General features: G+C 58.2%; 10 protein-coding genes and 2 pseudogenes. 8 read left to right on the plus strand and 4 right to left on the minus strand.

Features of this window, described 5'->3' with window-relative positions; translation table 11 throughout:
- Window positions 1-38 precede the first annotated feature (38 nt).
- Complete coding sequence (locus F8N21_RS16080) at window positions 39-527, plus strand: Lrp/AsnC family transcriptional regulator (RefSeq protein WP_150643055.1); 489 nt, start codon at window positions 39-41, stop codon at window positions 525-527.
- 246 nt (window positions 528-773) lie between these two features.
- Window positions 774-2,897 (plus strand): TonB-dependent siderophore receptor, encoded by a 2,124-nt coding sequence (locus tag F8N21_RS16085; RefSeq protein ID WP_191624337.1) that lies wholly within the window; start codon window positions 774-776, stop codon window positions 2,895-2,897.
- Window positions 2,898-3,223: 326 nt separating this feature from the next.
- Here F8N21_RS16085 and F8N21_RS16090 read toward each other — a convergent pair whose 3' ends face one another.
- Both F8N21_RS16090 and F8N21_RS30940 read right to left on the minus strand, forming a co-directional pair.
- A complete protein-coding gene (locus F8N21_RS16090; RefSeq protein WP_150643057.1) occupies window positions 3,224-4,684 on the minus strand; it encodes an aldehyde dehydrogenase family protein in 1,461 nt (486 codons plus the stop codon).
- Between the two features lie 301 nt (window positions 4,685-4,985).
- Window positions 4,986-5,224: pseudogene (locus F8N21_RS30940) on the minus strand (GNAT family N-acetyltransferase); the annotation flags it as partial.
- Window positions 5,225-5,460: 236 nt separating this feature from the next.
- Between F8N21_RS30940 and F8N21_RS16100 the strand changes: the two are divergent.
- A complete protein-coding gene (locus F8N21_RS16100; protein ID WP_318184178.1) occupies window positions 5,461-6,156 on the plus strand; it encodes a tRNA (adenine(22)-N(1))-methyltransferase in 696 nt (231 codons plus the stop codon).
- A gap of 302 nt (window positions 6,157-6,458) precedes the next feature.
- Here F8N21_RS16100 and F8N21_RS16105 read toward each other — a convergent pair.
- Window positions 6,459-6,734, minus strand: a pseudogene (locus F8N21_RS16105) (MMPL family transporter); the annotation flags it as partial.
- On the opposite strand from F8N21_RS16105, the gene F8N21_RS16110 reads away from it, so the two are divergent.
- Window positions 6,729-6,869 carry a hypothetical protein gene (locus tag F8N21_RS16110; protein WP_224788235.1) on the plus strand — a complete coding sequence of 47 codons (141 nt, stop codon included), beginning with the start codon at window positions 6,729-6,731 and terminating at the stop codon, window positions 6,867-6,869. The pseudogene F8N21_RS16105 and the gene F8N21_RS16110 overlap by 6 nt on opposite strands.
- Window positions 6,870-6,933: 64 nt before the next feature.
- Here the strand turns inward: F8N21_RS16110 and F8N21_RS16115 are convergent, their stop codons facing one another.
- A complete protein-coding gene (locus F8N21_RS16115; protein WP_150643059.1) occupies window positions 6,934-8,211 on the minus strand; it encodes an OprD family porin in 1,278 nt (425 codons plus the stop codon).
- A 422-nt stretch (window positions 8,212-8,633) separates the two neighbouring features.
- Between F8N21_RS16115 and F8N21_RS16120 the strand changes: the two genes are divergently transcribed.
- The 4 genes from F8N21_RS16120 to F8N21_RS16135 all read left to right on the plus strand — a co-directional run bounded on the left by F8N21_RS16120 (window position 8,634) and on the right by F8N21_RS16135 (window position 15,436).
- Entirely contained in the window at window positions 8,634-10,997 is a 2,364-nt protein-coding gene (locus F8N21_RS16120; protein WP_150643060.1) for a membrane-bound PQQ-dependent dehydrogenase, glucose/quinate/shikimate family, read from the plus strand.
- A 118-nt stretch (window positions 10,998-11,115) separates the two neighbouring features.
- The gene (locus tag F8N21_RS16125) at window positions 11,116-11,469 is read left to right on the plus strand and encodes an Arm DNA-binding domain-containing protein (RefSeq protein ID WP_150643061.1); all 354 of its coding nucleotides are present in this window, start codon (window positions 11,116-11,118) and stop codon (window positions 11,467-11,469) included.
- 162 nt (window positions 11,470-11,631) lie between these two features.
- Complete coding sequence (locus tag F8N21_RS16130) at window positions 11,632-14,373, plus strand: multicopper oxidase domain-containing protein (protein ID WP_224788232.1); 2,742 nt, start codon at window positions 11,632-11,634, stop codon at window positions 14,371-14,373.
- Window positions 14,374-14,392: 19 nt separating this feature from the next.
- Window positions 14,393-15,436, plus strand: coding sequence for an SCO family protein (locus F8N21_RS16135; protein ID WP_150643063.1), 1,044 nt, complete (start codon window positions 14,393-14,395; stop codon window positions 15,434-15,436).
- Window positions 15,437-15,508 lie beyond the last annotated feature (72 nt).

The following is a 15,508-nucleotide window of genomic DNA, read 5'->3' on the forward strand; positions in this document are numbered from 1 at the left end:
AGAACCCGTATATCCGAATGCCCATCAAGAGGTACGCAATGGAAGGTTTAATCAAGCTGGACCGAATTGATATCAGAATCCTGGTTGAGTTGCAAAAAGACGGCCGAATGACCAACGTCAGCCTGGCCGATGCGGTAGGCCTGTCGTCCAGCCCATGCTTGCAACGGGTCAAGCGGCTTGAGTCGGCGGGGTATATTTCCGGCTATAGAGCCCATCTCAATCTTGCCAAGATCACCAACTCGGTCACGGTGTTCACTGAGATCACGCTCAGCGACCACAAGCGGGAAGACTTCGCCAAATTCGAGTCCAATATCCGCTTGGTCGATGAGGTGCTCGAGTGTCACTTGATCAGCGGCGGCTACGACTACCTGGTGCGTTTCACGACCTGCAACATCCTGGACTATCAGGAATTGATCGAAGGGCTGCTGGACAAGAACATCGGTATATCCAAGTACTTTAGCTACATTGTCATCAAGTCGCCTGTGCTGAAAGATGGAGTTCCGCTGCGTAAGCTACTGCGTCATTGATTGCCACTCTGGACAGTAATAATGACTGTGCATTCGCTTTTGGCTGATTGAAGAGTTGTCGCTTCTTATCAGACTATTTAGCGAGCATAAAAAAATCGAACATTGTGGGTTTACGTGAATGGCTGACGGTTTTTCTTTTCAATTAGCGTCAGGAAAAAAGTAGCAGCTGAGAATGACAATTGATAGCATTAGACATGAATTCTTGTCGGGCTCCTGATGTGCCCGTCTTCTAAGGGTTGTATGTTGATGCGTCGAACTCTCGTTTCTCTCTATGTTATCCAAGCCATTTCCCAGACCGCCTGGGCTGAACAAACACCGACTGATCCTGCATCAATAGTTTTACAGGCGATCGACATCAACGGCACACCCGATGAGCAGGCCCAGGGACCGGTCCAGGGGTATCGAGCGACCCGTTCGGCCAGTGCGACGCGCACCGACACCCCGATTCATGAAACTCCACAGTCCATCAGCGTGGTTACCCGCGATGCCGTGGAAGACCTCAGCGCTACGCGCCTGCAAGACGCCCTTGATTACGCCGGGGGGGTAGGTCGGGCGAACAACTTCGGTGGCCAGGGCCTGACCACCTTCACCGTGCGCGGCTTCACCACGGGTGAGTTCTACCGCAATGGTTTCCCGATCAACCGCGGTTACCCGAACATGCCCGATGCCAATACCATCGAGCGCCTGGAGGTCCTTCGCGGGCCAGCCACCATGCTATATGGCCGTGGCGACCCGGGCGGCACCTTCAACGTGGTGTCCAAACAACCCCTGACCGAGCGCACAGTCACCCTGGGCAGTCAGCTCAACGACCAGGGCATGCGCCGCGGAACGCTGGATGCCTCAGGACCGCTGGATGATGAAGGGCGACTGGCCTATCGGTTGAATGTGATAGGTGAGGGCGGCGATACCTTCCGTGATCATGTCGAAAACGAACGTTACGGTGTGACGCCGGTCCTCGGTTGGCAGGTCAACGACACCACCCGTATCACTTTTGAAGGCGATTTCATGCGCAACAACGCACCGCTCGATCGCGGTGTGACCCGCTATCGCAATCAGATCGGCGTGGCGTCGCGGGAGACCTTTTTCGGTGAAAAGGATGTCGGCAAGTTGCACAACGACAACAACATGGCGCAACTGCGTTTCGAACATTTTCTGAACGACAATTGGACCTTGGGCGGCGGCACGCAATTTCTCGACGGCAGCCTGCAAGGCAATGCCATCGAGGCCAACGGTGTCGCGGCCGACGGCCGAACGCTGGGGCGCAACTTCAACTACCGCAAGCTGGAGTGGACTGACCGGGATGTGCAGTTGAATCTCACCGGGCATTTTTCCACTGGCGGATTCGACCATACGTTGCTCACGGGCATCGAGTATGAGGATTACGATTACAAGTCGATCATCCGTCGTTCCAGTGGGGCGGTGAGTGCTTACCCCATCGACATTTTCAATCCGGTCTATGGCCAGCCGCGTCCGGCGCTGACCCGCACCACCACCCATGACCAGGAAAACCTCAAGACCTATGCTGCTTTCGTGCAAGACCAGGTGACCCTGAGCGAGGGTTTGAAAGCCTTGGTGGGCGTGCGTTTTGAACGCTTCGAGCAGGACTATGACAACTACCTCGTCAACGGTCGGAGCTGGACCAATAGCGACAACGCAGTCACCCCGCGCCTGGGGCTGATCTACGACCTGACCCCGACCGTGGCGATCTATGCCGACACGGCGCGCTCCTTCAAACCCAACAGCGGTGCCAGTCGAACCGGAGGCGGCTTCAAGGCTGAAGAAGGCAAATCCTATGAGGTGGGGGTCAAGTGGGAGGCTTTCGATCGCCAGTTGAGCGTGGATGCCGCGGTGTATCAGATCGAAAAACGCAACGTTCTGACGACAGACCCGGTGGATTCCACTTTCAGCGTTGCGGCGGGTGAAGTTCGCAGCCGTGGTTTCGATCTGAATGTCGCCGGCAACCTCACGCCAGAGTGGCGCATGATCGGTGGCTACGCCTATGTGGATGCCGAAGTCACCCAGGACAACGTACTGAAGTCAGGCACCCGCCTGATGAACATCCCGCGCAACAGTTTCAGCCTGCTGAATGTCTATGAGTTTCAGGACGGCGGCCTCAAAGGGCTGGGCCTGGGGCTGGGAGCCAAGTACGTCGACGAGCGCGCCGGCCAGACCGCGGCCAATGCCTTCTCCATGGATAGCTATAAGGTGTTCGACTTGCTCAGCTATTACAAAGTCAACGAGCACCTGCGGCTTAACCTTGACCTGAAGAACCTGTTCGACAGCCACTACGACGAAGGTGCCTTTGGCAACGTCTACGCCTATCCGGGCGCGCCGAGAACCGTGCAGGCGGGTATTTCATATTCCTTGTAGGGAGCATTCTCCTGGCCTGCGAGAGATGGCTACGGGTTTGCCCGGTACCCTGCACAGATCACTCGACTTGAATTATAAAAATGCATCAGCACAAGAAGCGTTTTTCGAGTGTTTAATTACAAGCCAGGTTGGCAAGGAATGGCATACATTGACTTGGCTGCACATGTATAGCCGAAAAGTAATGTTTAAGTAGATGTAGCAGGCTTGTGAGACAATAACCTCACAGCCTGCCGGTTGAATTATTTCTGATACAGAATACTGTCTGCGAGAATTGTCCTGCTTGACACGATTAAACGGTTCCATGTGCGCGAAGGGCTATCAAGCGATCAGCCAAATCCAATGATTGCTTTGGTTTCCAGATACTCTTCAAAGCCGTAGACACCGTACTCACGACCATTGCCAGATCGCTTGTAGCCGCCGAACGGAGCCATTGGATCCCAGGCGGGGTAATTCAGATGCACTTGTCCCGCGCGGATACGAGAGGCAACGGCACGTGCAAGATCAAGGTTCTGAGCTTGAACATGGGCGCCCAGCCCATAGACCGTGTCATTTGCGATAGCGACCGCCTCATCGACGGTCTCATAGGGAATGATGCACAGCACTGGACCAAAAATTTCTTCCTGGGCGATCCGCATTGCGGAATCTACCTCGGAGAAAACAGTCGGTCGGGTGTAGAAGCCCTTTTCATAACCCTGCACACGTCCTGGTCCGCCGCAAACGAGTTTTGCGCCCTCACTCAGGCCAGCCTCGATCATTTCTTGTACTCGATTGAACTGGGCCTCGTTGGCAATGGGGCCGAGTATCGTATCTTCCGATTGCGGATCACCAACGATGATCGCATTGGCGGTTGCGGCAGCCAGCGATTCGACTTCCGCCAGCCTGTCCTTTGGAACGATCATTCTTGTCGGAGCGCTGCACGATTGTCCGACATTGCGCAACGCAGACATCACTCCTTGCGGAACGGCTTTGGCGAAGTCGGCGTCGGGAAGCAGAACGTTCGGGGACTTGCCCCCCAGTTCTTGCGTGACGCGCTTCACCGTATGGGCGGCCGCCTGTGCGACCAGCGCACCCGCGCGGTTTGAGCCGGTAATTGAAATCATATCGATGTCGGGATGCGCAGCCATGGCTCCACCGACCTCGGGACCACTTCCGTTCACGAGGTTGAAGACCCCCGGTGGAAGGCCTGCGTCATGCACCAGTTGAGCAAAAAGAAGGGCGCTCAGAGGCGACAGTTCGCTTGGTTTCAGGACCACTGTGCATCCGGCAGCAATAGCCGGGGCGACTTTCGCGGTGATTTGATAAAGCGGCCAGTTCCACGGAGTAATGAGGCCGCAGACGCCTATTGGTTCGCGTTCAATCGCGGTGCCGCCTTCAACCGTTTGGAAACGATAGGTGGACAGGAGATCACGTACGACCCGAACGTGTTCGGCCGCCAGAGGCACTTGCATCGCCCGTGCGAAACCGATGGCAGCGCCCATCTCGAGAGAGAGCGCCTGTGCAAGCATCTCTTTTCGCTCAAGGATGAGGTCGTAGATCTTTCCAAGGATTAGCGCGCGCGATTCTACCGAGGAGGCAGACCAACCGGGAAACGCTGCACGCGCCGCAGCTACTGCCCGGTCAACATCCTCGGCAGACCCTCGTGCGACCTCTGCCACAACGACTTCACTTGCCGGATTGACCACCGGCAAACTTGCCGGACTTGCCGGGGAAGACCAACGGCCATTGATATAAAACTTGTGAGACGTTTCCGGATCAACGCGGTAGCTATTTGAAGATTGTGTTGTCATCCAACTAACTCCTTAGAGCGATAATAGGCACTGCGAGCAGCAGAGGGCGGTCTGTCTCGCGACGCCGCTGAAACAAAGATCAAGTGGGGGGTGCAAGTCACCAGAGCATCGCCGTGGCGACCAGCACATCGCTATGCCGTGTCTCTCAATAAGCTAACAAAGCGGCCCAGACAAAATGTACCGTTCTTTAAGTTTGCAAGGGATAATCTGCTGTATCTGCCAGGCTAACTTTGCATTAACGTAACTGGGCCCGCTCATGTCAGAAGTGCGTCCGGTAAAATCTTGCTGGCGACCGTGATCGTTAGCCTGGAGCCTGAGTAACCATAGCAAACTGCTTGATTCCGCCGCTTGATTGCGGGGGGATTCCGCGAACCATTCGCGGCGCTCTGTCGACGCACTGCAAGCCCAGGCTCTCCAACCAACCGGCCAATCCGCAATCGGTCAGAATGTCGAAGCGCATGAAGGCGTCAGGTATCAGGCGCAGAAGGTGGGTATCAAACGTTGGGCTTGTTCCTGGTTTTGTGCGACAACCGGGCCAATGCTCATCACTGACGTTCACCAGGCCGATGGAGGAATAGACGCCTTGGTGGCAGGCGAATGCTACGCCGACAATCCGACCATGAACCAGGGTTCGCTTTGGGCCGATACGCAAGCGGTAGGTACGGGTCGAGCCATGGCCCTGGTCGCAGGAATTTGAAATGCACGGCGTTGTTCGACAGAATCGCGCCCCGATCCGGCCAAAGGTGCCGGACGTTCGTGGTGAAAAGGGGCTGCAGTTGAACGAACAGACATTGTCCATGCGCCTGGAGCGCGTGGCGGCGCATGTGCCAGCAGGTGCGCGCCTGGCCGATATCGGCTCGGATCACGGCTACCTGCCGGTGGCGTTGATGCGCCGTGGCGCCATCGCGGCGGCGGTGGCCGGCGAGGTGGCATTGACGCCGTTCCGCTCGGCTGAACGCACCGTGCGCGAAAACGGCCTGGACCAGTGGATCACCGTGCGCCTGGCCAATGGCCTGGCGGCGATCGAGCCGGGAGACGGGATCACGACGATCAGCATCTGCGGCATGGGTGGCGAGACGATCCGCGACATCCTCGACAGCGGCAAGGCGCGTCTGAGCGGCCAGGAGCGCCTGATCCTGCAGCCCAACGGCGGCGAGCAGCCACTGCGCCAATGGCTGATGGAAAATGGCTACCGCATGCTCTGCGAGGAGGTACTGCGGGAAAACCGCTTCGACTACGAAATCATCGTCGCCGAGCGCGCCGGGCCGGTGATGTACACCGCCGAGGAGCTGTACTTCGGCCCGCTGCAAATGCAGGCACGCAGCCCGGCGTTCCTGTTCAAGTGGCAGCGCATACTGCGCCACAAGCAGCAGACCCTGACCCACTTCGCCCGGGCGCGGCAGGCCGTGCCCGAGGAGAAGGTGCAGGACGTCGCCCGGCAGGCCCGGTGGATCACCGAGCTGCTGGCTTGAGCCCGGTCCAGGGTTTGTACGAAAGTCGCCGAGCGGCGATCAGGCAATGCGAATGGCTGCATGAAAACCCTCGGGTTGTCACTCTTTTTGCACTTGCGTAGAGGCTGAACAAGAAACCTGTGGCAAGGGAGCTTGCTCCCGCTGGGCCGCGAAGCGGCTCCAAAACCAGGCGCCGCGATTCTTCAGATAGAACGCGTCAGCCGGTTTTACGACTGCTTCGCAGCCGAGCGCGAGCAAGCTCGCTCGCCACAATGGATCATCGGCAAGGCGAAAACAGGCCATTTTTACCAACACGGTTCACTTCACCGAAGTCTGCCCACTTGCACATTACTTCGGGTAGTGGGGGTGGGATGCCTGACCCTCAGCAACGATACAAGTGCCGGCATGAGCACTAACGCCCCTACCATGTTCCATACAAACAGCAGTACCAACAACAGCCCCATGTCCGCCTGGAACTTCAACGACGAGAACGCCCAGGTACTCACCCCCAGTGCCAGGGTGATGCCAGTAAAGGCCACTGATGTCCCTGTGGTTTTCAGTGTTTCGAAGTAGGCCTGACGCAGTTCCATGCCTTGTCGCTTCGCGTGCTGCCGGAAGAACAAACGATCAGCGTCGGTTTTCCGGTGAAGTTCTCCCGTGGTTTGCCGGACAGCGATACAGCGGTTCCTGCGTTGGGTGAGTACGGTGTCGAGGCGTTCAAGGCCGGTTTCTGAAAGACACGGGATCCACACCAAGTGATGCGCAAGGTTGCGGGTAAGTAGAAAGTTTCCTCAGCTCTCAAAGTAGCGTCAGTGGGTAGACAAGTATCAGCCGATGCTCATCGAAATCCTGTCCACCTTGATAATCGCGCCTGACCGTGGCGCTGCGCCATTTGAGCACCAGATCTTTCAGGGCACCCGACTGTATCGCATACGCGACTTCCGATTCGCGTATCCATTCCTTGCCATTGCTGTCAGCAGGCGAGACATCGATGTCGCTTCCGCGGATATAACGGTTCATCACAGTCAGGCCAGGAATACCCAGGCTGGTGAAGTCCAGGTCGTGTCGCACCTGCCACGAGCGTTCATCGATGTTGTCCGCGGTATAGGAGTAGCCATCGTTGGCCAGCGTACCTCCGCTGGCTCCATTGACACGCATCCATTTGCTGTTGCCGCGCACTTTCACCAGGCCAAGGTAGAACGTGTTTGGTCCATGCTTCAATGAGAACATTCCAGAGTAGGTTTCATTGCTCAAGTCGCCATCGAGCTTGTCGCCATTGTCGCTGCCCTGGAAGTAGCCGAGGTTCGCGCTCGCTACCCAGTCTTTGTTCAGCGCCTGGGTATGTACCAACTGGAAGTAGCGTTGGTCGTAGATATCCTCCAGTTCGGCGTACCAGGCGCCTACTATCGTCTGCTTCTCGTTAAACGTATATTCCGCGCCTGCCAGGTTGAAACGGTCTGACGTTCCGCCGCCAAGGAAACTGAAATCCTCCAGGCTGCCATCGTCGCGCGGACTGTTCTGGCGGAACTGGCCAATATAGAGTTCGAGGTTTTCGATCTCCTTGGAGTCGATAAGCGCACCTTGGAAGGTCTGCGGTAACGAGCGGCCATCATCGGCGCGCAGAATGGGCAAGGCTGGTGCCCATTCCCCAGCCTTCAAGTCTGTTTTCGACACGCGCGCTTTGCCTGCCAGCGCTATCCGCCCCCAGCTATCCGGTGGATAGCCGTCATCATGGATGGGGCTCATCTGGCTGTTTCTCGACCACTGGTCGCCGTCCAGTTTGATCGAAAGCATGCCAAGCATATCAACGCCAAAACCCACGACGCCCTCAGTGTGGCCCGACTGGACGGCAAGTATGAAATTCTGGCTCCAGTGGGAGGCCTCGCCCTGACGCCTGCCGTTGATGACCGGACCTTGATCCCCGGTGTAGTCACGACTGAAAAAGTAGTTACGCAATTGCAGGTTGGCTTTGCTGTCGTCGATCAATTCAGCGTTCGCGTCAATAACGACTCCCGCTGCACCTACGGCCAGTAATAGTGACGCGTAACTCCCGCATTGCCGGAAATATTTGTACATCGATACCCTCCTGCGGCGAATCCGGGGATAGATGCCAATGCCAAGCGGGGGCGCGGATGGAGGTATTGAACGCTAGACAGCTGCGTCGTCGGTTCAAATCGGCACGTCCTCCAGAAAGCCCTCTTGACTGTCGTCAGGTGTAGCTAAGCGTAGGCAAATTTACCAGGACGTCCACTGCGCTGAGGTGAGAAGTGCTCAATGGCGAAGCTGCATGAAATACGCAGCATTCGGCAGCATTTTACGTTTGGTACTACGCTCCCGTCGTGGGGAGTATCAAAGTCCATTCACCCCTGAAATCGGTGGAGTTCAAGAAGTGGACAATCTCACTGTTATCGACCTAACTGTAACCACTGTGTTTTGAAGAATCGCCCAGCTCGTGGGCGCAAGAAGGCGAAGCCTACGGGACTCGACATAGGTGACATATGGTACTCAGGGTAACGGGCATAGTCCTGGCAATAATAGGGCTAGCGACTTTATTCATGGGATTGCAGTTGGTGATGGTTGGCGGCTCGCTGGCGTATGCACTGATTGCTGTCGGCCTGCTGGTCACGGCCACGCTGCTGTTCCTGAAAAAGCGTGTCGCGCTGCCGTTCTACGCAGCGCTCATGTGGGCGATTCTGATCTGGATCATCGCCGAAGTTGGATTTGACAAGTGGCAGTGGATCCCGCGTGGCAACCTGTTCGCGCTAATCGGCCTGTGGCTGGCGCTGCCGTGGGTGACACGGGCGCTGTATGCGGATGACAGAAAGTCGTTCCATCCGTTCCTCGGCGGTACCGTTGTGGTCATGCTGCTACTGGTCATCGGCATCATGTTCTACGATCCCTACCCGCAAGCCGGCACGCTGTCCAACCCGGTCACTCAACGCAAGAGCGATGCCCCCGGGCAAGATTGGACGGCCTACGGCGGCACCAACGAAGGGCAACGTTTCTCCAAGCTCGATCAGGTCAATGCCGACAATGTCAAAGGCCTGACCGTCGCCTGGGAGTACAACACTGGCGATCTTCGCGATCCGGCCAAGGACGCCAGTGAATATACCTTTGAAGCCACGCCGCTCAAGGTCAACAATCGGCTGTATCTCTGCACCGCGCACAATGAGGTACATGCACTGGACCCGGTGTCTGGAAAGCTTGCCTGGAAATACGCGCCCGAAAAAGAGCGGTCCTACCTGCAGCAGCACCAGACCTGCCGTGGGGTCAGCTATTTCTCAATGGCTGACAATGCCGCTTCCGCCACTGCGCCTGCGGCACAGTGCGAGAAGCGCATCCTCATGGCAACTGCCAATTCCAGGCTGGTTGCCCTGGACGCCGATACCGGCAAGCTGTGTGAGGGTTTCGGCAACGCCGGTGTAGTCGACCTTAACGCCAACATGGGCAAGATTCGCCCGCACGCTCTTATGCAGACAGCCGCGCCACTGGTGGCCGCAGGCCTGGTAATCGTCGGCGGTTCGGTCATGGACAACGGCTACCATAGTGGTAACCCGTCGGGCGTGATACGGGCCTTCGATACGATCACTGGGAAGCTGGTCTGGAACTTCGATCCTGACCGTCCGCAGGACACGTCGCCGATCGCCCCGGCCGGTCAGTATACGCAAGACACGCCTATCGCCTGGGGTACCCTGAGTGCCGATGCAAAGAACCAGCTGGTGTACGTGCCTTTCGGTAACGCCTCCCCGGATGAGCTGGGCCTGCAACGCAAGGAGGGCAGCAATGTCGAGCAGTTCCGCGATACCCTGGTAGCGCTCGACCTCGCCACCGGTGCGTTCAAATGGAAATTCCAGACGTCCAACAATGACCTGTGGGACCGGGACAATCCGTCGCAACCCACCCTCATGGACCTCGGCCCCAAAGGCGAGGAAAAGCCGGCGATCCTGCTGCCTACCAAGGTCGGCAACATCTTCGTGCTCAATCGCCTGACCGGTGAACCCATCGTCCCTGTGGATGAGGTCGAGGTGTCTGACAAGGGCGGCGTGGCCGGTGAACGTTTCGCCAAGACCCAACCTGTCTCGCGCTTGAACTTCATCCCTGAGCCACTCAAGGAAAGCTCGATGTGGGGGATGACCCCCTTCGACCAGATGTCCTGTCGCATTGCCTTCAAGAAACTGAACTACACCGGCAATCCCTGGACGCCGTCCAGCGAACGCGGATCGATCATTTTTCCGGGCAACATCGGCTCGTTCAACTGGGGTTCGATCGCTGTAGACCCTGAGCGCCAACTCGCCATTGCCGCACCGGTTCGCCTGGCTTACAAGTACACGTTGATCAAGCGCACCCCGGAAACCCAGGCCAAGCGCCTGTTCACCCTGGAAGACACGCCGTACTGGAACGAGAACTTCGAAGGCGATTACGCCATTCATATTCAGCAGTTCGCTTCCAGCCTCGGGATCCCATGCATTGCCCCGCCTTGGGGGGGCATGGTCGGCGTCGACCTGACAACCGGTAAAACCCAGTGGGTGCGTCGCATCGGCAACAGCAAGAACCTGAAAACCACTTTCCTGCCTGGGCAATTCCCGGTGGGCTTACCCATGGGCATGGTCGCCCATGGTGGCCCGCTGCTGACGGCAGGCGGTGTGGTGTTCCATGGCGCGACCGCAGACAACTTCTTCCGTGCCTATGACGTCAACACCGGCGAAATGCTTTGGCAATACGAGCTGCCGGCAGGAGGTCAAGCGACGCCGTCTACCTACGTCGGTGAGGATGGCAAACAGTACATTGTTATCTCCGCGGGTGGTCATGGCTCGCTGGGCACTACCTTGGGCGACAGCGTCATCGCCTTCAAAGTGAAATAGAACACCTGGCACATAGGCCATGCGATGCATGGCCTATGTGCCAACCAGAAAACGCGAGATTTTTCGCAGTTGGCATTTCTATCCCTGCTGGGTTGGGCTTGGGCTCATAGATGTACGCATGCCTTTGACTGATACGACCGTTCGCCACGCCAAAAACCACGGAAAAAACTACAGCCTGAAAGACATGGGCGGCTTGCACCTGTTCGTGAGTGCGAAGGGCGTCAAGAGCTGGCATTTTCGTTGCTATTGGCTGGGCCGGCAGATCCGCATTTCCTTGGGAATGTATCCGGCAATCGGCCTTGAAGAGGCTCGGCGGGCACACGACCAGTCGCGAGCAACAGGGCACCTGCGTGAGCCTGCGATTCCAGCTGGCAGCCGACAACCATTGCTCAACATCGGTGTAGCTTTTCCCCGCTTATGGGGCCCAATTCCCCAGTTATGGCCACGCTTTCAACTCGACAAAACTTTTTAACTATTTGTTTTTATTGAGTTTAATCTTGTACATATTTTGACACTGCTTTGGCTGGATATTTGCTCATAGGCCTTATCCCGCACAAATACCAGGGTGGCAAAGATGGACAGGCAAGCGCGTTCAAGTTTGATTAGAGGCTCCTTGTGGCGCTTGTCGGGCATCATGTTGATGCTCACGGGCCTGGATCTTCATGCGGCTCCCATCGACAACGTCGATCCGCCACCGCCGAGCGATCCGTCCGCCTACCAGGATCCTCCACAGAATCCCGCGGCGGCGCTGAACAGCTTGCTGACCATGCCTGTGGCCAACAAAGGCTCGTTTGATTTGCCCAATGGTGTCGAAGGCGACCGGAACACCCCACTCAGCGAAAACGTGTTGCCGCCCAAGGTGCAGACCAGCTTCAACTACCCCACCAACGGCAAGCCCAGCCCGCTGTTCGGCGCCCTGCCATTCAGTCAGCAGTTGATGCTGTTCGAAGAGTTCGGTCCGCAGCGCCTGGATCCGACCACCCCGGCCGCCACCCTGGCCTTTCCGGCCGCGAGCAGGGGACCGGCGCCTGAACAAGACCCCTCGAGCATCGCCCGCAGTTCGCCGCCGGGCAGTGCGCTGGATGCCTTTTTGCGCCAACCGGGGCTGACCCCGTTCCCCAGCCAGTATTCCAATGTGGTCGATCGCAATCCCTGGCAGGCGCAGATCGAGTTCTTTCTCAATCGCCGTATCGGTTCGTCGGCCGAAGGCCGGCCGCCGGGAAAAGGCTGGTCTCATCAGCGCTGGAACGAGTTCTACCCCCAGGCGGCCTACAAGACCGTGCAATCAGGGGCGCGGGTCAATGGCGGGGTGCGTGACAGTCGGCAGATGCACGGTTATGCCCAGGGCGAATTCGGCCCCGGCGGGCTGTATCACAACACCACTGGCGTACCGCTCAGCGAAGGCACCACCCGCGGCGTCAATTCGCGCTTTCACCCCAAAATGCCGGTGCAGAATCACAAGTCCGTATGGACTTTCGACGGCACGCTGCCGCCAAAACTGCTGATGGTGCGTTACGGCCAGCCGCTGATCATGCGCCATTACAACGGCTTGCCCATCGACCCCGCGGCCAACCAGGGCTTCGGCTTGCACACCATCACCACCCATGAGCACAACGGCCATTCCCCGGCCGAAAGCGATGGCTATGCCAACGCATTTTTCTTCCCGGGGCAGTTCTACGACTATCGCTGGCCGATCCAGTTGGCCGGCCATGACAGCATCAACACCCGTGCCCAGGATCCGCGGGCGGCGTTCCCCTGTGCACCGGGCGAAACTCTCTGGGTCAACGACAGCAGCCCGGGCCTCAAGACCTGCGACAACGGCACCATCAAGATCCGTGGCGACTGGCGCGAGACCATGAGCACCCACTGGTTCCACGACCATATGCTCGATTTCACCGCGCAGAATGTCTACAAGGGCAACGCGGCGATGATGAACTATTACAGCGCACTGGATCGCGGCAACGAAGCCGTGAATGACGGCGTCAACCTGCGCTTGCCCAGCGGTTCGGCCTTGCCCTGGGGCAATCGCGACTATGACGTGAACCTGATCATCGCCGACAAGGCCTGGGATCAGAAAGGTCAACTCTGGTTCAACCCCTTCAACACCGCCGGCTTTCTCGGCGATCGGATACTGGTCAACTGGCAGTACCAGCCTTACTTGAGTGTGCGGGCGCGCAGCTATCGTTTGCGGGTTCTCAACGGCTCGGTGTCGCGTTACTTCAAGCTGGCACTGGTACGGGAAATCAAGGGCAGCGGCGGAGAGTTCCAGGGGCCCAAAGGCTCCGGGCTGTCCTACGCCCGGGTGCCGTTCCACATGATCGCCAACGATGGCAACCTGATGGAACACAGCGTGCCGTTCGACGGCACCATGGACCTGGATGCCGATGGCGATAAACAGGACCACAACGCGATCCTTCCGACCATGGGCATTGCCGAGCGTTTCGACATCATCGTCAACTTCGCGAAAAGCGGCATCCAGCCCGGTGACAAGCTGTTCCTGCTCAATCTCATGGAGCATGCCGACGGCAAACGTCCGGAGAAAGGTATCCCCTTGGCCGATGTGTTGTCGCAGAAATACCTGGCGCTGATCACGCAGAGCAGCAAAGGGCCGAAATGGGACCAGGGCGACCCGGCGGTGGGCAAGATCCTGCAGTTCAACGTCAAGGCCTACACCGGCCAGGACCTGGCCATGGACCCGGCGGCCTACGAACCGGCCAAACCCGGCAAGGCCGCCGGCAAGGCCATGATCGAGCTGAAAATCCACCGCGAGAATGTCGCCGATATGGCCCTGCTCCAACAGGCCCGGCACCGCACCTTCACCTTTGGTCGTTCCGATGGCACCGACCTGGCGCCCTGGACGGTCAAGACCGATGGCGGCTTCGGCTATCGCATGGATCCGCGCCGGCTCAATGCCTCGACGCAACTGGCCAGCGGCCCGACCGATGCCGGCGTGAGTGGCTTCGGCACCCTGGAAGTCTGGAAAATCCAGGGTGGTGATGATGGCTGGAGCCATCCAGTGCACGTGCACTTCGAGGAAGGGATCATTCTCAGTCGCGGTGGCAAGGTTCCGCCCGAGTGGGAGAAGTGGGCGCGCAAGGATGTCTATCGCATCGGCCCCGAAGAGGATGGCATGGATAACGTTGAGATCGCGATCCACTTCCGCGAGTTTGCCGGCACCTACATGGAGCACTGCCACAACACCCAGCATGAGGACAATTCAATGCTGCTGCGTTGGGATGTCGAACGCCCCGGACAGTTCCAGTTGATGCCCACGCCGCTGCCTTCCTGGGATGGCGTCAGGTACGTGAACTCCGCTGCGCTGCCGACCTTTCGCAACGGTGATGGCAAAGGCCCGCAAGTCAAGGTCAGCCCGTAGCTGCCAAGGAGAACACGTCATGGAACTCAAACTTGTGTGTGGCTGGACCCGGCGAGCCCTGGTGTTGCTGGCCTGTGCCCTGAGCGGCCTGGTGCTGGCCGATGAACCGTCATCGGCCACGCCCTGGGGCGCGGACTACTTTCCCAACACCGTGCTGACTGATCAGGATGGCCGGCCTCTGCGCTTTTTCGACGACCTGATCCGGGACAAGGTGGTGGTGATCAACTTCATCTTCACTGCCTGCACCGACTCTTGTCCGCTGGAGACCGCCCGCTTGCGCCAGGTTCAACAACTGCTGGGGGAGCGGGTAGGGCGCGACGTGTTTTTCTACTCCATCAGCATCGATCCGCAGACCGATACGCCGCCGGTCCTCAAGCACTACGCGGAGAAATTCAAGGTTGCGCCGGGCTGGCTGTTCCTGACCGGCGACAAACAACAGATCACTGAGCTGCGCCAAAAGCTCGGCCTGTTTATCGAAGGCGTCGACAACGGCCGCACCAAGGATCACAACCTCAGCCTGATCATCGGCAACCAGGCCACCGGCCGCTGGATGAAAGCCTCACCCTTTGAAAATCCGTGGATCCTTGCCGATCAACTGGGCAACAACCTGCAGAACTGGAAGGTTGCCAGCCAGGAAGGCAGCTACGCCGATGCGCCGCAAATTCGCCCGCCGAGCATGGGTGAGGAGCTGTTTCGCACCCGTTGCGCGTCCTGCCATACCTTGGGGGGGCTCGATGGGGAGAGCGTCGGCCTGCGTGGGATAGGTCCCGATCTGCTGGGCGTGACTCGTCAGCGCAATCCGCTCTGGCTCAGTCGCTGGATCAGGGAGCCCGACCGGATGCTGGCTGAGAAAGATCCGCTGGCGCTGGAATTGTTCGAACGTTACAACCGCGTGTCCATGCCCAACCTGCGCCTGGATGAGGCAGCCGCTGCTTCATTGATCGCGTACTTGCAGGAAGAAACCGAGCGTCAGCAGCCGACGGCGGTTCAGGCGGCCGAGGTGCATGTGCATCAAATGGATCATTCCAATCACGGGTCGAAAATCCAGCCTATGATCCAGTAGAGGCAAAATACTATTACGGCGATCCGTGCCATAGGTAATGATTGGCTGCTGCTGACCGGGCCTCGACTATAA

It is taken from the genome of Pseudomonas fluorescens, assembly GCF_902497895.1.
GTDB classification, from domain to species: domain Bacteria; phylum Pseudomonadota; class Gammaproteobacteria; order Pseudomonadales; family Pseudomonadaceae; genus Aquipseudomonas; species Aquipseudomonas fluorescens_BP.

Excerpts from the sequence above, each read along its gene's own strand:
- F8N21_RS16080 (WP_150643055.1), top strand. The coding sequence starts at position 39 with ATGGAAGGTTTAATCAAGCTGGACCGAATTGATATCAGAATCCTGGTT.
- F8N21_RS16085 (WP_191624337.1), top strand. The coding sequence starts at position 774 with ATGCGTCGAACTCTCGTTTCTCTCTATGTTATCCAAGCCATTTCCCAG.
- F8N21_RS16090 (WP_150643057.1), bottom strand. The coding sequence starts at position 4,684 with ATGACAACACAATCTTCAAATAGCTACCGCGTTGATCCGGAAACGTCT.
- F8N21_RS16115 (WP_150643059.1), bottom strand. The coding sequence starts at position 8,211 with ATGTACAAATATTTCCGGCAATGCGGGAGTTACGCGTCACTATTACTG.
- F8N21_RS16120 (WP_150643060.1), top strand. The coding sequence starts at position 8,634 with ATGGTACTCAGGGTAACGGGCATAGTCCTGGCAATAATAGGGCTAGCG.
- F8N21_RS16125 (WP_150643061.1), top strand. The coding sequence starts at position 11,116 with ATGCCTTTGACTGATACGACCGTTCGCCACGCCAAAAACCACGGAAAA.
- F8N21_RS16130 (WP_224788232.1), top strand. The coding sequence starts at position 11,632 with ATGTTGATGCTCACGGGCCTGGATCTTCATGCGGCTCCCATCGACAAC.
- F8N21_RS16135 (WP_150643063.1), top strand. The coding sequence starts at position 14,393 with ATGGAACTCAAACTTGTGTGTGGCTGGACCCGGCGAGCCCTGGTGTTG.